Below are 21,488 nucleotides of genomic sequence, written 5' to 3' on the forward strand. Positions count from 1 at the left end.
GCCCACGCGGCGGAGGCCGCACATCGACACAGCCCCGCGCCCCGACGGTCAGCGTGCCACCGCCGAGCGATAGTCCTGGTCTCTTGCCAGCAGGTTGCGGTGGGTGTCCTCCGCCGTGATCGTGCCGTCGTCCAGCACCAGGACGCGGTCCGCGGCGTCCAGGAACGCCGGGCTGCCGGTGATGACGATCGTGGTGCGGCCCCGGCGCAGCTTCGCCACGTTGCGGGCGATGAGCTGCTCGGTGACCGCGTCCACCGCCGTCGTCGGATCGTGCAGGACGAGGACGTCCGTGTCGGCGGCCAGGGCGCGGGCCAGGGAGAGGCGTTGGCGCTGGCCTCCCGAGAGGTTGGCGCCCCGGTCGCGGACGCCGTAGTCGAGACCCTCGCGGTGCAGGGCGACGACGTCGGTCAGCAGGGAGGCCTCGACGGCGTCCGGGACGGTCCGGCTGGTGCCCGACGGGTCGATGTTCGTGCGGAGGGTGCCCGCGAAGATCTCCCCGTCGTAGGGGTTGACCAGCATGTGCTCGCGGACCGCCTCGACGGACAGGTCCGCCAGTTCCCGGCCGCTGATCCGGACCGTGCCCTCGTACGCGGCGGGCGGGACCCGCACGGCCAGGACGGCCGCCAGGTCGGCAGCCGCGCGGGGCTGGTAGGCGGCGATGGCGACGAACTCGCCCGCCTTCACCTGGAACTTCAGGTCGGCGAGGATGCCGTGGCGGACGCGGTCGAGCTCCAGGTCGCCGCCCGGGGCGGGGAGTTCGGAGCCCGGCGTCATGACGGGCGGGGCCGACAGCACCAGCGCCATCCGCTCGGCCGAGGCCCGCGCGATCATCACGTACTTGGGCATCTCCGAGAACAGCTTGAGCGGTTCCATGATGAACTGCGCCAGTCCCACGGCCATGACCAGCTCGCCGATGGTGATGCGGCCCTCGAACGCCAGCCAGCCGGCCGTCAGGGTCACGGCGCCGGCGAGGACCGCGTTGAGAGCCAGCGCGGTGCCCGCGTAGACGCCGTTGACCTTGGCGACGGTGATCGACTGGTGCCTCGCCTCGGTGCTGACCTGCCGGTAGGACCGGAACGCCGCGTGGTTGCCGCCGAATCCGTGCAGCGGGCGCAGGCCGGTGATCAGGTCCGCGACCTTCGCGCCCGCCCGCGCCACCCGGGCCTGCTGCTCCTGGGTGCTGCTGCCGATCCGCTTCGACATCACGCTGAGGACCGACAGAATCGCGACGGTGCCCACGATCACCAGCAGGCCGAGCCGGACGTCCGCCAGGCCCAGGGCGACCGCGGCGACCAGCACGGCCACCAGCGAGCTGATCAGCAGCGGCACCACCTCGATGATGTCGGCCGTCTGGTCGGCGTCCTCGGTGGCGATGGTCAGCACTTCGCCGGACTTGAGGTCGACGTCCCGGGCCACGGGCTGAAGGCCGCAGGCGGCGACCTTCACCCGCCAGCGGTGCGCCTCGGTCGTGTTGGCCTTCTGCAGGATCCGCATACCGAACCGCCACGACAGCGACACCGTCGTGATGATCACGGCCAGCGCGGCGATCGACAGGGCGAGCGCCTGGAGGCTGCGGCCGTCCCGCATCGTGTGCTCGACGATCAGGCCGAGCGCGATGGGGAAGGCCGTCTCCCCGGCCTGGTAGAGACCCATGAGGAGGGTGCCCCAGGCCATGGCGCCGAGGTTGCGGCGCAGGGCGGTCCGGAGGATGGCGGACCCTCGGCGGGGCCGCTGTGTGTCAGTTGTCATCGAGGTGGCGGGCAATCGCTTCCGGGGTTCGCAGGGTGAACAGATCGCGGATGGTGATCACAGGACCGTACTCGCGGCGCAGCAGTCCGATGAGCCGTACCGCCAGCATGGAGTGTCCGCCCAGGGACACGAAGTCGCTCACGGCGCTCACCTCGTCGTCGTCCAGGTCCAGTGCCTCGGCGAAGTACTCGCACACCACGGTCTCGGTCCCGGTCTCGGGGCCCCGCTCCCCCGCCGTGGTCAGCGCGCCCAGCGGCTTGGGCTCGGGCAGGGCCTTGGTGTCGGCCTTCCCGTTCACCGTCAGCGGGATGCCGTCGACCTGCGCGTAGTGCGTGGGCCGCAGGAAGTCCGGCAGTCCGGCGCCCACCTCGGCGGCGACGGCCGCCAGATCCGCGCCGTCCAGGACCAAATAGGCGGCCAGCCGGTGGGCGCCGTCGACCTGCGGGTCGGGCTGGGCGACCGCGGCGACGAACCGCACCGCCGGGTGCGCGGCGAACACGGCCTCCACCTCGCCGAGTTCGACACGGTGGCCGCGGATCTTGACCTGCTGGTCGGTGCGGCCCAGGTACATCAGGTTGCCGTCCGGCCGGCGGACCACCAGGTCGCCGGTGCGGTACATGCGCGTGCCGGGCTCACCGAACGGGCAGGCGACGAAGCGGTGCGCGGTCTGGCCCGGCTGTCCCAGGTAGCCGCGCGCGATGCCGATGCCGGACACGTACAGCTCACCGGGCACACCGTCCGGCAGCGGCCTGAGCCAGGGGTCCAGGACGTACACGTCCGTGTTGTCGATGGCGACGCCCACCACCGGGTCCGCGCAGTCGAAGGTGCCCACGCCCAGGGTGTTGATGGTGTACTCGGTGGGCCCGTACAGGTTGTAGCCGACCGTGCCGTCGGTCTCGGAGAGCCGCTGCCACAGCGTCGGGGTGACGGCCTCGCCGCCCAGCAGCACCAACGCGGGCCGCCGTGCCGGGTCGTCCAGCAGGCCCTCGGCCACCAGTTGCTGAGCGTAGGTCGGGGTCACGTTGACGACGTCGATCCCGTGCTCCAGGCAGTACTCCGTCAGCCGGGGCGCGTCCCGGCGCAACTCCTCGTCGCAGATGTGCACTTCATGGCCGTCGGCGAGCCACAGCAGCTCCTCCCACGACATGTCGAACGCGAACGACACGGTGTGGGCGATCCGGAAGACCCGGTGGCCGTGCTCGGCCAGCACCGGCTCGAAGATCCGGCGCTGGTGGTTGATCAGCATGTTGGTGAGACCGGCGTACTCGGTCACCACGCCCTTGGGCTTCCCGGTGGAGCCGGAGGTGTAGATCGTGTACGCGGGGTGGCGCAGCCGGTCCGGGTCGTCGGGCGCGAACGTCCGGTACGGCTCGGCGTCCGGGAGCGGCCGGTCGAGTTCGATCAGCTCGCCGGTCAGCCGCGGCGACACGGCGCTCACGGTGAGGATCAGGTCCGGCCCGGCGTCCTCGACGATGGCGGCGATCCGCTCGTCCGGGTGGTCCAGTTCCAGCGGTACGTACGCGGCACCGACCCGCAGGACGGCGAACAGCGCCGCGATCCAGTCGAGGGAGCGCGGGATCGCGAGGCCCACGGTCCGCTCCGGCCCGATGCCACGCGCGGCGAGCACACCCGCCAGGGCCCGGCTGCGGTCGCGGAGTTCGGCGAACGTCATCGTCGAGCCGTGGGCGACGAGCGCCACCCGCTGCGGGTCGCGGTCCGCCGCCCGGTCGAACCGGTCGACGACGGTGTCCGTGCCGACGTCGGTGCGCGCGGCCGGTTCGGGGGCCGGTTCCAGTCCCTTCAGTGCGCCGAGGTGCCCGGTCGTCCGGGAGAGTTCCTCGAGCACGCTCAGGTAGTCGTCGAGGAGACGGCGGGCGTTGCCGGTGTCGCCGTCGCGGTACTCCAGCTTGACCGTGAGCCGGTCCCCGGGCGTGACGACCCAGGTGAACGGATAGTGGGTGGAGTCGTCGGCCTTGACCGAGGTGATGCCGTGCCGGGCGTTCAGCGCGGCGAACGCGTCCATGTCCAGGAAGTTCTGCAGGACGAAGAGGTTGTCGAACAGGGTGCCGTGCCCGGCGGCACGCTGGATCTCGCCGAGTCCGAGGTGCTCGTGCTCCATGGCGTCGACCCGGACCGCCTGGACGGCCGACAGGTAGGCGCGGACGGTGTCGTACGGGCGGGCCCGGGTCCACATGGGCACGGTGTTGAGCAGCACGCCGACGATGCCGGACAGGCCCTCCCCCTCGCGGCCGGAGACGGTCACGCCGAACACGGCGTCGGCGCGGCCGGTGTGCGCGCCGAGCAGCAGGCCGAACGCGCCGGTCAGCACCGAGTTCAGGGTGACGCCGTGCACCCGGGCCGCTTCCCGTACCAGGTCGGACTGTTCGGCGGACAGGGTGTGCACGAGGGCCTTCGGCAGGTCGTCGGTGAAGGCCGGCGCGGGCCCGGCGAGCAGGGTCGGGCCGGGCAGGCCGGCGAGGTGGTCCGTCCAGAAGCGTTCCGAGACGGACGAGTCCCTGGCGGCGAGTGCGCGGGCGTGCTCCTCGAAGCTCGGCGTGGCGGGCGTCGGGTCGAGCGGCTCGTCGGCGAGAACGGCGCCGTAGGCGTCGAACAGGTCGCGCAGGACGATCTCGCGGGACCAGCCGTCCCACAGCAGCAGGTGGTAGCTGAGCAGCAGGCCGTCCCGGTTCCCCGGCAGGTGGACGACCGTCAGCCGGATCAGGGGCGGCTCGCCCGTGTCGAACCCGGTGTCGCGGTCCCGGGCGCGCAGGGCGTCGACCTCCGCGTCCGTCGCCAGGTCGACCGTGCGGACGTCGACGCGCCGGCCCGCCTTGAGGACCTGCACCGGGTTGCCGTCGTCGTCGGTGGTGAAGCCGGCGCCGACGACCGGGTGCCGCGCGATCACGTGGGCCATCGCCTCGGCCAGCGCGTCGGTGTCCAGTCGGCGGTCGAAGGTGAACCAGTTCTGTGCGACGTAGTGTCCGGCCGAGCCCGCCATCTGGGCCTGGAAGAACAGGCCGCGCTGGAGCGGGGTGACAGGGGCGGTGCGCTCGGCCGTCGTCGCGGCGTCCGCGAGGTGCCGGAGCGCGTCGCGCCAGTGCTCGGTGAGCTCCTCGGGGACGCCCTCCGCGAGGACGAACTCGGCGAGCAGGCTCCCGGTGGCCTCGTCGGTCCACGCGTTGACCTCGACGGCGTACGGGCTGCCCTGGTCGCCTCGGGTGAGGTGCAGGGCCTGCGACTCGCTGCCCCGGCCGAGGTAGTTGAACAGCACCTGCGGCCGGGCCGTGAGCAGGGGGGCCGTCTGCGGGTTGAGGTACCTGAGCCGGCCGTAGGCCGCGTGCCCGCCCTCGTCCGGCTGGCGCTCGGTGAGCTCGCGCGCGGCCGCGGCCGGGTCGGTGTGCGGGGTGAGCCGTACGGGTGCGACGGCGGTGAACCAGCCGACCGTACGGGTGTAGTCGTGCTGTTCGAGGGCCGGGACGCGGCCGTGCCGTTCCAGGTCGACGGCGAGGTCGGTGGGCGACGGCTGGATCCTGGTCAGCGCGGCGCGCAGGGCACCGCACAGCAGCTCGGTCAGACCGATGCCGAGTGCGGCGGGCGCGGTGCGGGTGAGACGCTCGCTCACGTCGGGGTCCAGGACGACCGTGGTCTCGCGCAGTGTGCCCGGCGCGGGCAGCAGTTCGGGCGCCTGGAGGGTCGTGATCCAGCGGCCGAGGTCGTGCGTGTCCTGGGCCGAGCGGAGAGTCAGGGCTTCGGCGTACTCGGCGTACGAGGTGGTCGGCGGGGCGAGAGGCTCGCCGCGCAGGGCCGTGGCCAGGTCGTCCAGGATGATCAGCCAGGAGACCGCGTCGACGGCGAGGTGATGGACGGTGACGACCAGGGTGCGGGTGGCCTCCAGCCAGCCGAACGCGATCACGTTCCCTGACTCGGGGTCGAGCTGCCCGGCTGCTTCGTTCGCCACGGCCGTGGCGTCGGTGGCGTCCGGGCGTACGACGGGGATCTCGCGGGCGGGTTCGGTGCGGAGGGTCCACACGCCGTGCTCTGTGCCGAGCCTCAGCCGCAGGGCCGGGTGGGCGGCGACCACGGCGTTCGCGGCGCGCACGGCGTCCGTGAAGCCGGTGCCCTCGGGGGCCTGGAGGGTTCTGGCCTGGGCGAAACGAGTGAGGGAGCCGCCGAGTTCGCGTTGGCGGAGGATGATCGGGGTGGGGGGCAGTGGGCCGTCTTCGCGATGGGTGGGGCGCTCAGTCGTCCGTGGTGCGTTCGTTCCCAGGTGCTCGGCCAGTGCGCGGGGGGTCTTGAGCAGGAAGACGTCCCTGGGGGCGATGGGCAGACCGAGTGTCCGTGCCCTGTTCACGACCGTGATGGCGATGATGCTGTCGCCTCCGGCGCGGAAGAAGTCGGTGTCGGGGGTCACTTCCGTGTCGGGCAGCGTCTCGGTGAAGATCTTGGTGAGTGCGGCTGTCGTGGCGGTTTCGTCCGCGGGTGCGATGTGGCTGGTCGCGCGGTTCCCCGCGCCCCTGACCGGGCGTTCCGCCAAGGCCTTTCGATCCAGCTTGCCGTTGATCGTCAACGGCAGGGCGTCGATCGTCAGCACCCGGCCCGGAACCATGTGGACGGGCAGCCTGGACGACAGACGGGCGGTCAGGTCGGCCGGCGCGCTGCCGACCACGTGCGCGACCAGGTGATCCCCGCCGTCCGCCACCGTCACGGCCACGTCCGTCACGCCGTCGACGGCCCTGATCGCGGACTCCACCTCGCCCAGCTCGATGCGGAATCCCTTGAGCTGGACCTGGTCGTCGGCGCGGCCGGTGAAGACGAGTTCGCCGTCGAGCGTGCGGATCGCGAGGTCGCCCGTGTGGTACATGCGGGAGCCGTCGGCCGCGAACGGATCGGCCACGAAGCGGCCCGCCGTGAGCCCGGGCCTGCCCAGGTAGCCGAGCGACACCTGGTCGCCGGCGACGTAGATGGCGCCCTCACGGCCCGGCGGCACCGGGCGGAGCCGGTCGTCGAGGAGGTAGGTGGCCAGGGCGGGGAGCGGGGCGCCGATGGGGCTGACGTCGTCGCCGGGGGCGAAGTCCTCGTCGGTGAGGACCCGGTGGGTGACGTGGACGGTGGTCTCGGTGATGCCGTACATGTTGACCAGCTCGGGGGCGGTCGTGCCGTGCCGTTCGACCCAGCCGCGCAGCCGTGCGAGGTCCAGTGCCTCGCCGCCGAAGACGATCCGGCGCAGTGCGGGCAGTGGTGCGCCGGCGAGGCGGTCGGCCTCGATGAACTGGTAGAAGGCGGACGGGGTCTGGTTGAGCACCGTCACGCCGCGCTCGCGGACCAGGCGGTGGAAGTCGACCGGGGAGCGCGTCAGCCCGTACTCGGGCACCAGCAGCTCACCGCCGTGCGCCAGCGCGCCCCACAGCTCCCAGACGGCGAAGTCGAAGGAGAAGGAGTGGAACTGGACCCAGACGTCCCGCGGGCCGAAGTCCATGTCCGGCCGGGTGTTCACCAGCAGCGACACCACGCTGGAGTGCGGGACCACGACGCCCTTGGGGCGGCCCGTAGACCCGGAGGTGTAGATGACGTAGGCGGGGGTGTGCCAGTCGGGCTCGGAGACGGGCTCCGTGCGGGCGGGCGGGTGCTCGTCGCCCTGGACCAGCACCTGGGCCCGCACTCCGGCCCGGGCCAGGAGGTCCGTGAAGCGGTCGCGCTGGTCGCGGTCCACGAGGACGGCCTGCGGGGCCGCGTCGCCGAGGACGTACTCCAGCCGTTCGTCCGGGTAGGCCAGGTCGAGCGGGACGTACGCGCCGCCCGCGGCGACGATCGCGACCAGGGCGACGACCTGTTCCAGGGAGCGCGGGACGGCCACGGCGACCCGCTTGCCCGGGCCGACTCCGGCCGCGCGCAGGACGGCGGCCAAGTCGTTCTTCGCGTCGGACAGCTCGCCGTAGGTCAGGGACCGGGTGGTGCCGTCGAGGGCGCACTGGGTGACGGCCGTCGCGGCCGGGTCGCGGCGGGCGGCGGTGTCGAACAATGCGCCCAGGGTGGTCGGGGTGACCGGCGCGGGCCGCCGCTCGCCCTCGGGCGTCAGGTCGTCGATCCGGGCGTCCGGGCGGGTGAGCAGGGCGCTCAGGTTCCGGGTGAAGGTGCGCAGGATGCCCCGGGCGGTCGGCTCGCCGAGCAGTTCGCCGTCGTGGACGAGGTTGAAGCGCGGGCGGCCGTCGAGGGCGCGCTCGACCACGAGCGTGAGGGGGTAGTGCGGGGCGCCTTCGTTGGTGAGGGCCGTGATGGTGAGTGTGTCGCCGGGGCTCCGGAGCGAGGTCACGTCGGTGGCCACGTCGAACACCACGAGCGTGTCGAAGAGCGGGCCGGCGCCGGCCTGCCGGCCGATGCGCGCCAGGGACACGTGCTGGTGCGGCAGGACGGTGCTCTGGTGGTCGCGTACGGCGGTGAGCAGGTCGTCCGCGGTGGAGTCGGGGGCCCAACGGGCGCGTACGGGGACGGTGTTGATGAAGAGGCCCACCATGTCGCCGATGCCGGGGACCTCGGCGTCGCGGCCGGAGACCGTGGAGCCGAACACGACGTCCCGGCTGTGGAGGATGCCGCCCAGGGTGACGGCCCAGGCGCTGTGCACGGCGACGCTCAGCGGCACGCCGGACTCGCGGGCGGCGGCGTCGATGTCGGCATCGGGTTCCACGGCCAGGTCGGCGAACCGGTCCGAGGGTGTGTGTCCTTCGGCCACGAGTGAGGGGCCGGGCAGTCCGGCGAGTTCCTCGCGCCAGACGCGGTCGCTCTCGCCGGCGTCGCGTCCGGCGAGCCAGTGCACGTAGTCGGCGAAGCCGCCGACCGGGTGGACGCTGCCCGGGGCGTGGTACTCGGCGAGCAGCGCGCGGAGCATCGGGGGCACGGACCAGCCGTCGGCGATGATGTGGTGCACGGTCTGGACCAGGACGTTCCGGCCGGAGCCGGCGCGGACGAGCGTGTACCGCATGAGGGGGCCGGTGGCCAGGTCGAAGCCGCTGCGGCGGTCCCGTTCGGCGAGGTCGCGTATCTCCTCGTCGGTGATGCCGGGGCGGTCCAGCGTGGTGAAGGGGGCTTCGGCGCCGTGCTCCAGGACGGAGACCACGCGGCCGTCGGCGAGGGCCGTGAAGCGGGCGGCCAGGTTGGGGAACAGGGTGAGCAGCCGGGTGGCTGCCGTCGCGAGCCGGTCGGCGTCCACCTCCCCCTCAAGGGTGAGCAGTTGCTGCTCCACGTAGGCGCCGGCCGAGTCGTCGTCGAAGACCGAGTGGAAGTAGAGGCCTTCCTGGAGCGGGGTGAGCGGGAGGATCTCCCGCAGTTCCGGGCCGTCCAGGGCGTCCACGTCGGACTGTGCGAGCGGGACGAGGGGGAAGTCGCTGGGCGAGTGGCCGCCCTGGTCGAGCGCGGCGAGTCCGGTCAGGGCCGTGCGGAAGTAGTCACCGAGTGCGGTGATGTCGGCGTCGGTGAACAGGCCGTCGGGCCAGGAGACGGTGGTGACCAGCTCGTAGGCGCCGGAGGCGGCGGGTTCGGCGATCGCGTTGAACTCCAGGGCCCGGGGCAGGCGCATCCGCGGGTCGCGCTTCTCGCCCAGCTGGCCGGTGGTGCCGGCGAGTTGCCAGTCGCCGGGTGCGCCGGCGGCGAAGCGGCCGAGGTAGTTGAAGAGCACCTGGGGTGCGGGGGCGTCGAACTCGCTGTGGGTGAGGTAGCGCAGGGCGCCGTAGGAGACGCCGTTGTCCGGGACCCGGGCGAGGTCCTCCTTGACCCTCTTGAGGGCGGCGGTCAGGTACTCGGGGGTGGTGAGGTCGGCCGCCGTGCCGGGGTCCACGGTGACCGGGAAGAGGGTGGTGAACCAGCCCACCGTCCGGGACAGTTCGGGTTCGAAGCCTGCCGGGCCCGCCACGAACCGCCCTTCGCGGCCGTGGCCCTCGAGTTCGATGTGGGCGAAGGTCTGGTCCTGGCCGAGGTCGCGGCGCCGGCGTGCGAGGGCGACGGCGAGGGCGGTGAGCAGGACGTCGTTGACGCCGGCGTGGAACTTCGCGGAGATCTCGCCCAGCAGCGCGGCCGTGACCTCGGGGCCGACCGTGACGGTCCGCAGGCGCTCGTGGGCGACGGTGTCCGTCTCGGACAGGGCGCGGTGCGCCAGTGGTTGGTCGTCGCCGGGCAGGGGGCGCCGGTAGTACGAGCTGTCGGCGTCGAACGCGGCGCGCTCCAGCAGCTGCGTCCAGCGCCGGAACGACGTGCCCACCGGGGGGAGTTCGACGGGCTCACCGGAGGTGAACCGGCGCCAGGCGGTGGCCAGGTCCTCCATGAGGACACGCCAGGAGACGCCGTCGACGACGACGTGGTGGGCGACGAGGACGAGCTGGCGTGCCGAGGGGCGCCAGACGGCCCGGAGCATGACGCCCTCGTCGGGGTTCAGCCCGTCGGCGGCGAGGGCGACGCACTCGTCGAGCGGCCGGTCACTGCGCTGCCAGCCGGGCTCGGCCCGGTCCGCCCCGGGGATGTCGAAGCTCCAGCGGCTGCCGCGCACCAGCTTGGCGCGGAGCATGTCGTGCCGGGTGAGGAGGGCGGTGAGGATCGCGTCGAGCGCGTCGCCGGTCAGCTCCGCGGGGGTGTTGAGGACGACCGACTGGACGAAGCCGTCGACGGCGTCGGTGGTCTCGCCGAGCCACTGCACGACGGGCGAGCCCACGACGGTGCCGGTGGCGACGTCGGCGTGGTCCACGGGGGCGGTGTCCTCGCGGCTCGCGACCGCGGCCAGCGCACCCACGGTGCTGTGGGTGAAGATCTGCCGTGCCGTGACGTGCAGGCCCTGTTCGCGCAGCGCGCTCAGCAGGGAGATCGCCAGGATGCTGTCGCCGCCGAGCTGGAAGAAGTCCTCGTCGACGCCGACCTCTTCGAGGCGCAGCACCTGCGCGACCGCGGCGCTCACGGCCCGTTCGTCGTCGGTGGCGGGGCGGACGAACGTGCCCGTCCCGAGGGTGGGTTCGGGCAGGGCGTTCCGGTCGAGCTTGCCGTTGGCGGTGAGCGGGAACTCCTCCAGCACCACGATGTGGGCGGGCACCATGTACTCGACCAGGTGCGTGCCGGCCCATGCCTTGACCTCGTCGGCCCGCAGGTCCTCGCTGCCCGCGGTGGGTATGACGTAGCCGATGAGGTAGGTGCCGCCGGCCGCGTTCTTCCGCGCGACGACGCAGGTGTGCCGCACCCGCGGGTGTTCGGCGAGACCGACCTCGACGTCCTCGATCTCCAGTCGCATGCCGCGGATCTTGATCTGGTTGTCGGCGCGGCCGAGGAAGTCCAGCGAGCCGTCGGGGGCGAAGCGGGCCAGGTCGCCGGTGCGGTAGAGGCGGGAGCCGTCGTCGGCGAAGGGGTTGGCGACGAAGCGGGAGGCGGTGAGACCGGGTGCGCCGACGTACCCGCGGCCCAGGAGGAAGCCGCCGACGTAGAGTTCGCCGCCGACGCCGACCGGGCACGGGCGCAGTTCGTCGTCCAGGACGTAGAGCTGGGTGTTGGGGTTGGCCTTGCCGATGGACGTCGACAGGCGTTCCGCGGCGCCCCGGTAGATGACGTGGGAGACGCCGATGGTGGTCTCGGCGGGGCCGTAGCCGTGGTACATGGGGATGTCGAGCCTGGTGCGGAAGCGCTCGTACAGTTCGGGGGTGAGGACCTCGCCGCCGCACCACACGTGTCGCAGGCTGTCCAGGCGGCCGGAGTCGCCGGCCATCTCCAGCAGCACGTCCAGCATGGACGACACCAGGTACGTGAAGGTGACGCGCTGTTCGGCGATCACGCTCAGCAGGTGGTGCGGGTCGCGTTCGCCGCCGGGCCGCAGGACGACGAGCCGGCCGCCCGAGACGAGCGGCAGGAAGATCTCGTTGATGGAGATGTCGAAGGACAGCGGCGCCTTGAACAGGGAGGCGTCGTCGGTGCCGAAGCCGAGGATCTCGTTCACCTGCCACAGCAGACGCTCGCTGATCGCCTCGTGCCGGATCATCGCGCCCTTGGGACGCCCTGTCGAACCGGACGTGAAGATCACGTAGGCCAGCGCGTCGCCGAGGACGGTGACGCCGGGTCCCTCGGCCGGGTACGAGCCGTACTGCCAGTGGCCGAGGTCGACGGCCACGGCGTCCGGTTCGGCCGGGTCGTGCGCGCCGGAGGCGTTGAGCTGCACGGCGACCCGGGCGTCCTCGATGACCACGGCCCGGCGCGCGGCGGGCCACTGCGGGTCGAGCGGCACGAAGGCGCACCCGGCCTGGAGTACGGCGAGCAGCCCGACGACCATGTCGGCGGAGCGGGTCAGGGAGATGCCGACGACCTGTTCGGCGCGGAGTCCGCGGGCGCGCAGGTGGTGGGCCAACTGGGCCGCGTGCTCGGCCGTTTCACGGTAGGTCAGCGACCGGTGCTCGTCGACGACGGCCACGGCGTCCGGTCGTGCGCTCGCCTGCCGGAGGAACATCTCCACGAGGGTGGGGCGGTCCCGGTCGGCCCGGTTGTCGTTCCACTCGGCCAGGACGCGGAGTCTGTCCGCCACGCCGCAGGGGCCGATGGTGCCGAGCGGCCGGTCGGGGAAGTCGGCCAGGTCGTCCAGGGCCGCCTGCGCGTCCTCCGGGGTGACTCCGTCGGGGACGGTGATGCCGCGGCCGTCGGGGGTGACGTCCCAACCGCCGGGCGGAGTACCGCCGTTGCCGACCCAGGCGAGGACGTCGGCGAAGAGCGTGCCGGGCGTGAGGTCGATGCCTTCGGGGCTGTTGCCCGTCGCCCAGTACGACAGGCCGATGGCGCAGGCCCCGGTGATGGTCCTGTCGGGGTGGTCGCCGATCCGCCGGCGCACATCGGCCAGGCGCGTGGGGGAGAGCAGGGCGAGACGAGCGTGCGGTTCCATCAAGACTCAGCGTCCCTTCCAGAATGTGGAGTTAGGCTAACCTAAATAAGGGTTGCCTAACTACCTTCTCGCCAGGCCCGCCACAGTCGTGCGTACCGGCCGCCCAGAGCCACCAGTTCCTCGTGCGTCCCCTGCTCCACGACCCGTCCGGCGTCGAGCACGGCGATCCGGTCCGCCGCCATCGCCTGGGTCAGCCGGTGCGCCACGAACAGCGTCGTCCGCCCCGCGCACGCGGCCAGTACGGCCCGCTCCAGCTCGGCGGCGCCCTCACTGCCGGCCTCCGCGGTCGACTCGTCGAGGACCACCACCGGCGCCCGTCCCAGCACCAGCCGCGCCAGGGCGATCTGGGCGACCTTGGTGACGTCCAGACGCTCACCCCCCTCACCGACCGGCGTGTTCAGACCGTCGGGGAAGGCTGAGACCCACCCCTCGGCCCCGACGGTGCGCAGGGCGTCCATCAATTCGGCGTCGGTCGCCCCGGGGGCGGAGAGCCGCAGGTCGTCGGCGAGCGGGCCGGAGAACACGTGCGTCTCCTGCGTCAGGATGCTGACCAGGGCCCGCGCCCCCGCCTCGTCCAGGTCGGCCAGATCGGTCGTGCCGACGCGCACCGAACCGGCCTCGGGGGTGCCGATGCCGGCGATCAGCGCGGCGAGCGTCGTCTTGCCCGCGCCCGTGGCGCCCACCAGGGCGAGCGAGCCGCCGGCGGGGATCGTCAGGTCCACGTCCCTCAGCACCGGGTCCTCGGCGCCCGGGTAGCGGAACGTCAGCCCCTCGACCGTCACCGGGCAGGCCCCCGCGTGCGGCACGGGGACGGACTCGTCGCCGACCAGCCGCTCCTCGGCGGACTCCCCCAGCACCCCGACCAGGCGGGTCAGACTCGCGCCCGACTTCTGTGCCTCGTCGAAGGTGAACATGATGGCGCCGAGCGGCGTGAACAGCCGGTGGAACAGCAGCGGGGCCGCCGACACCTCGCCAAGACTGGCCGCGTCCGCCTCCAGCAGCGCGTACCCGACCACGAGGATCAGGACGAGGCCGATGAACTCGGCGCGGTTCTCCCGGCCGACGAACCGGCCGAAGAACCGGAACACCTCGATACCGAGTTCACGCACCCGCCAGGACTCGGTGGTGACCTTCTCGCGGAAGGCGCCCTCCAGACGGTAGGCCCGGACCGTGTCGATGCCGTTCAGACCGCTGATGAACGCCTGGGCGCGGTCGGCCTGGGCGACGCGCTGTCTGCGGTAGAGCGGGGCGGACCGGGGCAGGTACCAGCGCAGTGCCAGCGCGTACGCGGGCAGCGCGCCCGCGCCGGCCAGTCCGAGCCGCCAGTCCAGTCCGAACATGCCCAGGGTCGCGATGACGACGAGCACGCCCGCCGAGAACACCGTGGGGACGGCCGTGCGGATGCCCTTGGAGATGACGGCCACGTCGTCCCCGACCCGGGAGAGCACGTCTCCCCGGCCGACCTGCTCGATCCGTGTGCTCGGCATGCCGAGCACCGCCCGTACGGCGCCTTCCCGCAGCCGCGCGAGCAGATCGGCGCCGAGCCGCCCGATCAGGTACGTCGACACCGCGGTGGCCGCCGCGCCGAGCAGCGCGGCGGCACCGATGAGCACCCCGATCGTGACCAGGACCGAACGGTCCCCGCCCCCGACGACCGCGTCGACCACCCGGCCGAGCAGGAGCACCGGGAGCACTTGGAGCGCCGCCCCCGCGACCGTGGTGAGCACGGTCGCGGCGGTCAGGCCGGGCATCGCGCGGCAGTGGTCCGCGACCCATCGGGCGGCCTCGCGGCCGGTCGTCGTACGCAGGGTCGCCGGGGCGACGCGCGTGTCGGTGGCGCTCACTCCCTACTCGACCGACTTGACGAGCTCGCCGACGGCGTACGGCATGGACAGCAGGGTGCCCTGGGAGATGGCCGCGCCGACCGCGGGGCCCTCGCTGTCGAGCAGGTAGGACACGTCGCCCTTCTTCACGGCGTCGAGGTTGGCGAACAGCTTGAACTTCTTGAGCGCCTCGGTGTCGGCCTTGTCATTGATGACGAAGATGTGGTCGACGTCGACGAGGTCGATGCGCTCGGGCGAGAGCTTGGTGTAGAAGCTGCCCCCGGCGACCTTGTCGATTCCGGTCTGGTACTTGAAGCCGATGCCCGACACGAGCCGGCCGCGCACGTCGGTGGAGGTGAAGGGCGCCACCGAGTTCTCGTACCAGGACAGCGCGACAGCGGTCTGCTTGCCGAGCTCGGGGTGCTCCTTCTTGGCCGTGTCGAGCTGCCCCTGGATGTCGTCGACCGTCTTCTGGCCCTCATCGGCCTTGCCGAGGGCCTTGGCGATGTGCAGGGCGTTGTCCTGCCAGGGAGCACTGAAGGGTTCCTTCTCGCCCTTGGTGCGGGCCACCGTGGGGGCGATCTTGGAGAGCTTGTCGTAGGCGGCCTTGTCGATCTCGGAGTACACCGCGACGATCAGGTCGGGGCGAAGGGCCGCGATCTTCTCGTAGTTGGGGCCGGAGTCGCCGTTCTTCATGACGACCTCGGGCTTGGTGTCGCCCCACTTGTCCTTGACCCACGGCCACTGGGTGTTGATGTCGGGGCTCTTGCCGGGCGGGTTCGGGTACTGGTCGACCATGCCGACGGGCTTGATCCCGAAGGCCAGGACGGTCTGGTCGTCGGTGTAGCCGACGGAGACGACCCGCTGGGGCGCCTTCTCGACGGTGGTGGACCCGAACGCGTGCTCCACGGTGACCGGGAAGTCACCGGCGGCCGCGGCCTGAGTGTTCTCGCCCTTGTCGTCCGCCGTGTCCGCCGAGCCGGAACCGCATCCCGCGAGGAGACCGACGCCGAGAGCGGCCGCGGACAGTGCCGCCGCCAGCCGCCGCCATGGCTTCCCGGGCGTCGTTCGATGGAGGAGCATCCACATCCCCTTGCTGTCGCGCCAGTTCACTGCACCCTTGCCTAAGGGCAGCCAAACCTTACCGCGCGATAATGAGGTTAGCCTAGCCTTACTGACTTCCCTGTGCCGGGACGTGTCCCGGCTGTACGTGGGTCCGCCCGATCGGCACGATCAGCGGCCGGTCACCGACCGGGTCGTCGATCACCCGGGCACGCAACCCGAAGGCCTCGTACAGCAGTTCGGCGGTGATGACGTCGCGCGGATGCCCTTGCGCCAGGATCGAGCCCTCCCGCATCACCACGAGGTTGTCGCTGTAGCGGGTGGCCAGGTTGAGGTCGTGCAGCACCATGACGACGGTGCAGCCCGACTCGTGCAGGTCGTCCACCAGATCCAGGACGTCGAGGGCGTGCGCCAGGTCCAGATAGGTCGTCGGCTCGTCCAGCAGCAGCAGATCGGTGCCCTGAGCCAGCGTCATCGAGATCCAGACGCGCTGGCGCTGCCCGCCGGACAGCGCGTCGACCGGACGGTCGGCGAGGTCGGAGACGCCGGTCATGGCCAGGGCACGCTCCACCACGTCGGCGTCGTCGGACGACCACTGCCGCAGCCAGCTCTGGTGCGGATGGCGGCCCCTGGCGACCAGGTCGGCCACCGTCAGCCCCTCCGGCGCGACCGGTGTCTGCGGCAGCAGGCCGAGCTTCTTCGCCACGTCACGGGTCCTGAGGCCGCCGATGTCCTCGCCGTCCAGGACGACCGTCCCCCGAGCCGGCTTCAGCAGCCGCGACAGCGTCCGCAACAGGGTCGATTTCCCGCAGCCGTTGGGGCCGATGATCGTGGTGATCACACCGGGTGGTATCGCCACGTCGAGCTCGTCGATGACGACCCGGTCGCCGTAGCCGACCGTGACACCTCGGGCTGCCAGCCGCGAAGCGCCGCCGGCCGCGGCCTCGGTGACGGACTGTGCGACCACGGGTCCCCCCTTGCTCGGATTCACCTGACTCTTGTACATCTACCGCAGGTTCGCCCGCACCAGCAGATAGACCAGGAACGGCCCGCCGATCGCGGCGGTGACCACGCCGACCGGGACCGAGACCGGCAGCGCCGTGCGCGCGACGAGGTCCGAGCCGGTCAGCAGCAACGCACCCGTCAGGCCAGAAGCCACCAGCGGCGGGGTGGGGCAGCGCGCCAGACGCATCGCCACCTGCGGCGCCACCAGCGCGACGAACGGGACCGGGCCCGCCGCGCTCACCGCCACACCGGCCAGCAGCACCGCGCACAGCAGCAGCACCGCCCGCACCCTGGTGTACCGGACGCCCAGGCCCGCGGCGACGTCGTCGCCGAAGTGCATGGGCCTGAACTGGAAGGCGACGCAGGACACGACCGCCAGAAGGGCCAGTCCGCACCACAGGGCCGTCCAGACCTCGCTCCAGCCGCGGTCCTCCAGTGAGCCGACCAGCCAGGCCTGGGCCCGGGCCACGTCCCGGATGTCGGCCGTGACCAGCAGCCAGGTCGTGACGGCCTCCATCACAGCGCTCACCGAGATGCCGATGAGGATGAGCCGGAAGCCGTCGACGCCGCGCCGCCACGCCAGGAAGTACACCAGCAGACCGGTGCCGAGCCCGCCCGCGAGCGCCGCGGCCGACAGGCCCACGGAGTCGACGATCGCCGCGGCGGTCCCGCCGGAGACGGTCACCAGGAACACCGCGACGGCGCTGGCGCCCGAAGTGATCCCCAGGACGTCCGGGCTGGCCAGCGGGTTGCGTGCGATGGACTGCGTGATCGCCCCGGACACCCCGAGCGCGACGCCCACGACGACTCCGGCCAGGGCACGCGGCATCCGCAGGTCCATGATGACGAACTCGTCGACCTGCTCGCCCCGTCCGAAGAGCGTGGCGAGCACCTGCGGGAGACCGATGGGGAAGTCCCCGACGCCGATGGACACGCAGAACACCAGGAACGTCGCCGCCGCGAGCAGCAACGTGACGCACAGGGGCCAGGGCCGCCAGACGAACGACATCCGGCCGAGCCGCACGCCCGGCGGCAGGGACGCCTTCACCTCGGTCACGTTCATGCTTTCCTGAACTTTCCGCGCCATACGAGCACCGCGAAGAAGGGGGCGCCGAGCAGCGCCACGAGGACTCCGGCGTCCAACTCGCCCGGCCGCACCACCAGTCGGCCGACCATGTCGCAGAGCAGTAGCACGACGGCACCGAGCAGGCCCGCGTACGGCACCAGCCAGCGGTAGTCCGGCCCGGTGAGGTACCGGGCCACGTGGGCGACCATCAGGCCGAGGAAGGCGATGGGCCCGCACGCGGCCGTCGCGGCGCCCGCCAGCAGGGTGACGGCGGTGATGCCGACGGTCCGGCTCAGCGCGATGTTCACGCCCAGCCCCCTGGCCACGTCGTCCCCCAGATTGAGCAGGTTGAGGGAGGGCAGTGTGGTAAGAGCCAGCACCAGCCCGGCGCCGATGAACAGGGTCACCGGCCGGATGACGTCGAATCCGACACCGGCGAGGGAGCCCGCGTTCCAGAACCGCAGGGCGTTCAGCGCGGCCCGGTCCGACAGCGCGACGGCGGTGGTCATCGCCGCGAGGAACACCGTGACGCCCTGGCCGGCCAGGGCCAGGGTCAGCGGGTTGCCCGCCCCGCGCCCGATGCTCGCCAGCCCGAAGACCACGACACCGGCGACGGCTGCCCCGGCGAACGCGAACCAGACGTACTGGAACGGATCGCCGAGCCCGAACACGGAGACCGCCACCACGACCGCGAACGAGGCGCCGGAATTCACGCCCAGCAGCCCGGTGTCGGCGATCGGGTTGCGCGTGAACCCCTGGATCAGCGCCCCGCCGGCCCCGAGGGCGAGGCCCGCCACGATCCCGAGGACCGTGCGGGGCACCCGTACGGTCTCGACGATGAGCCTGATCTCCGTGAGCCGCCGGTCGGGGTCGGGGGCGCCGAACAGCCCGTGCCACACCTCGGCGGGACTCAACGCCCGTGCGCCGACGGCCAGCGACAGCACGGCGGCGATCACGAGGAGCACCAGAAGGGTGCCCAGTCCCACGACCCGTCGCCGGCGGACCCGGGTCGAGCCCCTGGCCGGGGGGCGCTCCACTGCAGCAGTCGTGCCCATGTCGGCGTACGTTATCCCTTGTGCGGTGGGCGAGTTGACGGGCCGGTTCCCGCGACGCCCGAAGGGCGCGGGGAACTGCGCGAGCGGCCACGACGGCGCGGTGGCCGATGGGTGTACCCCGGGCACGCCGGGGCCGATCGGTTTTCCCGGCACCCTTGGCGGAACGCCTAGCGGGCGGCGCTGCCCGTGCCGTCGGCGAGGGTGTGCCTCCGGTCCGCGGCGGACTCGGCCCCGCGGCCGAGGAGCGAGTCCAGGATCTCGCCCACCCGGATGGCGGTGTTGGAGAGCAGCGACGAGGTGATGCCGTGCGTGTGCTCCGTGCCGCCCTGGAGGTAGATGCCGCAGCGCAGGGCGGGGTCGGTCGCGATGCGCCAGTCCCGCTCGACGCGGACGCGGCCCTCGTCGTCGCGCAGACAGCGGTCGGCGACCTCGCCGAGCAGGCTCGTGGGATCGACGGGGCTGTAGCCGGTGGCGAGGACCACGACGTCCGCGTCCAGGTCGGTGTCCTCGCCGGTGACGAGGGACGTCACCGTGGCGCGGACGCTCGACGGGGTCTCCTTGACGTCGGTGAGCCGTGAGACGTTGAGGAACCGCAGCCGCTCGGTGCCCAGCACCTTCTCCTGGTACGACTGCCGGTAGAGATCGTCGATCAGGTCGATGTCCACCACGGAGTAATTGGTGTTGCCGTGGTAGTCCATCAGCCGGCGCTTGACGTCCTCCGGCGCGGCGAAGTACTCGTCGACGGCCTGCGGGTCGAAGATCCGGTTGGCGAAGCTGCTGTCGTCGGCGGGGCTGTAGCCGTAGCGGGAGAAGACCGCGCAGACCTCGGCCCCGGGGAAGCGCCGGTGCAGGTAGGCGACGTTCTCCGCGGCGCTCTGCCCGGCGCCCACGACGACGAACCTCGAAGGCGAGGTGCCCTCCAGCTCATCGACCCTCGCGAGCAGTTCGGAGTTGTGCCAGACGCGTTCGCCGCGCTCCACGCCCTCGGGCATGAGGGGGCGCAGGCCGGTGCCGATGACGAGGTTGCGGGCCCGGTGGATCTCGAGGCCGCCGCCCGAGCGGACGGTCACCTCCAAGTGGTCGACCACGCCGTCCCGGGTCACGGGCGCGACGCCGACGACCTCGTGGCCGTAGGAGACCATGTCGTCGACCTGGGCCGCGGCCCACTCGAAGTAGTCGTGGAACTCCACGCGCAGCGGGAACAGGTTCTTGTGGTTGATGAAGTCGATCAGCCGGCCCTTGCTCCGCAGGTAGCAGAGGAAGCTGTACTCGCTGGCCGGGTTGCGCAGCGTCACCAGGTCCTTGAGGAAGGAGACCTGCATGGTGGCGTCGTCGATGAGCATGCCGCGGTGCCAGCCGAAGCGGGGCTGCTGCTCGAAGAAGTGAGCGGTGACGGCCTCCTGCCTGCCGACGCGGGCGTTGTGCTCGCGGAGCGCGATCGCCATGGCCACATTGGACGGCCCGAAGCCGATACCGATCAGGTCGTGGACCGGTGATGCGTCATCAGGAAGAACCTGCGACATGTCACTCCCATCGTGCGGGGCAGCCGCGCGTGTCAGGTGTGGAGGGAAGGGGAGGCGGGCATGCCAACGACGCGGCACGCCAGCGAACTTAGGTGAGCCTAAGCTAAACCGATGAAGGTGTCGACAGGGCAAAACGGACACCCCCATAGAGGCACTTCAGGTCAACTGATCGATCTGGCAAGCCCGTTGCGCACTAAGGTAAGCCTTGCTTTACTTGCGTCGGCCACCATCGCGCTCTGAGGAGGAACCCCATGCGGGTCGTCATGTTCGGTTACCAGACCTGGGGGCATCGCACCCTGCAAGCCCTCCTGGAGTCCGAGCACGACGTGGTGCTGGTGGTGACCCACCCCAAGAGCGACCACGCCTACGAGAAGATCTGGAGCGACTCGGTCGCCGACCTCGCCGAGGAGCACGGCGTCCCGGTGCTGATCCGCAACCGCCCCGACGACGACGAACTGTTCGAGCGCCTCGAGGAGGCCGCCCCGGACATCATCGTGGCCAACAACTGGCGCACCTGGATCCCCCCGCGCATCTTCGGCCTGCCGCGCCACGGCACGCTGAACGTGCACGACTCGCTGCTGCCGAAGTACGCCGGGTTCTCCCCGCTGATCTGGGCGCTCATCAACGGCGAGCCGGAAGTCGGCGTCACGGCGCACATGATGAACGACGAACTCGACGCCGGTGACATCGTCCGGCAGGAGGCGGTGCCGGTCGGCCCGACGGACACCGCGACCGACCTCTTCCACAAGACCGTCGACCTCATCGCCCCCGTCACCATCGGCGCGCTCCGGCTGATCGCCTCGGGACAGACCGAGTTCACCAAGCAGGACCGCTCCCGGGCGTCCTTCTTCCACAAGCGCGCCGACGAGGACAGCCGCATCGACTGGAGCTGGCCGGCCGAGGACCTGGAGCGCCTGGTGCGCGCCCAGTCCGAGCCGTACCCGAGCGCCTACACCTTCCACTGGGGCAGGCGGCTCGAGGTCCTGGCTTCGTTCGTCTCCGAGGGCCGCTACGGCGGCACGCCCGGCCGGATCTTCTACCGCGAGGGCGAGGGCGTGGTGATCGTCGCAGGCGCCGACGCCCGTACGGGACGCAACCACGGCCTGGCCATCACCCGCGTGCGCACCGAGGACGGCCGGGAGCTGCCCGCGACCGAGTACTTCACCTCCATGGGCGGCTACCTCACCACCCGTCCCTGACCCGTCGGCTTCGGTACGGTCCCGCTCCCGCCAGGTGGCCCGCTCCCGCAACCGCGTCACCAGCCAGGCCCGCAGCCCCGGCTCCCCGGGCTCCTCGTGCGGGCCGGGCGCCGGCTCC

Annotated in this window: 9 protein-coding genes; 1 reads left to right on the top strand and 8 read right to left on the bottom strand. The window is 71.9% G+C overall.

Annotation, left to right across the window (positions count from 1 at the left end):
- Window positions 1-48: 48 nt before the first annotated feature.
- From AB0937_RS34770 to AB0937_RS34805, 8 genes are all read right to left on the bottom strand, one after another.
- A complete protein-coding gene (locus tag AB0937_RS34770; RefSeq protein ID WP_366717583.1) occupies window positions 49-1,749 on the bottom strand; it encodes an ABC transporter ATP-binding protein in 1,701 nt (566 codons plus the stop codon).
- Complete coding sequence (locus AB0937_RS34775) at window positions 1,739-12,640, bottom strand: amino acid adenylation domain-containing protein (RefSeq protein ID WP_366717585.1); 10,902 nt, start codon at window positions 12,638-12,640, stop codon at window positions 1,739-1,741. Before AB0937_RS34775 ends, AB0937_RS34770 begins: the two co-directional genes overlap by 11 nt.
- Before the next feature lie 53 nt (window positions 12,641-12,693).
- Complete coding sequence (locus tag AB0937_RS34780; RefSeq protein ID WP_366717587.1) at window positions 12,694-14,481, bottom strand: ABC transporter ATP-binding protein; 1,788 nt, start codon at window positions 14,479-14,481, stop codon at window positions 12,694-12,696.
- A 3-nt stretch (window positions 14,482-14,484) separates the two neighbouring features.
- On the bottom strand, window positions 14,485-15,543 hold the full coding sequence (locus AB0937_RS34785) for an iron-siderophore ABC transporter substrate-binding protein (RefSeq protein WP_366717589.1): 1,059 nt from the start codon (window positions 15,541-15,543) through the stop codon (window positions 14,485-14,487).
- A gap of 88 nt (window positions 15,544-15,631) precedes the next feature.
- A complete protein-coding gene (locus tag AB0937_RS34790; RefSeq protein WP_366717591.1) occupies window positions 15,632-16,489 on the bottom strand; it encodes an ABC transporter ATP-binding protein in 858 nt (285 codons plus the stop codon).
- 39 nt (window positions 16,490-16,528) lie between these two features.
- Window positions 16,529-17,590, bottom strand: a complete 1,062-nt coding sequence (locus AB0937_RS34795) for an iron chelate uptake ABC transporter family permease subunit (RefSeq protein WP_366717593.1) — start codon at window positions 17,588-17,590, stop codon at window positions 16,529-16,531.
- The gene (locus AB0937_RS34800) at window positions 17,587-18,648 is read right to left on the bottom strand and encodes an iron ABC transporter permease (protein WP_366717594.1); all 1,062 of its coding nucleotides are present in this window, start codon (window positions 18,646-18,648) and stop codon (window positions 17,587-17,589) included. Before AB0937_RS34800 ends, AB0937_RS34795 begins: the two co-directional genes overlap by 4 nt.
- Before the next feature lie 167 nt (window positions 18,649-18,815).
- Window positions 18,816-20,171 (bottom strand): lysine N(6)-hydroxylase/L-ornithine N(5)-oxygenase family protein, encoded by a 1,356-nt coding sequence (locus AB0937_RS34805; protein ID WP_366717596.1) that lies wholly within the window; start codon window positions 20,169-20,171, stop codon window positions 18,816-18,818.
- Between the two features lie 251 nt (window positions 20,172-20,422).
- Between AB0937_RS34805 and AB0937_RS34810 the strand changes: the two genes are divergently transcribed.
- Complete coding sequence (locus AB0937_RS34810) at window positions 20,423-21,370, top strand: methionyl-tRNA formyltransferase (protein WP_366717598.1); 948 nt, start codon at window positions 20,423-20,425, stop codon at window positions 21,368-21,370.
- Window positions 21,371-21,488 lie beyond the last annotated feature (118 nt).

The sequence above is a fragment of the Streptomyces sp. NPDC047880 genome (assembly GCF_040706515.1).
GTDB lineage: Bacteria > Actinomycetota > Actinomycetes > Streptomycetales > Streptomycetaceae > Streptomyces.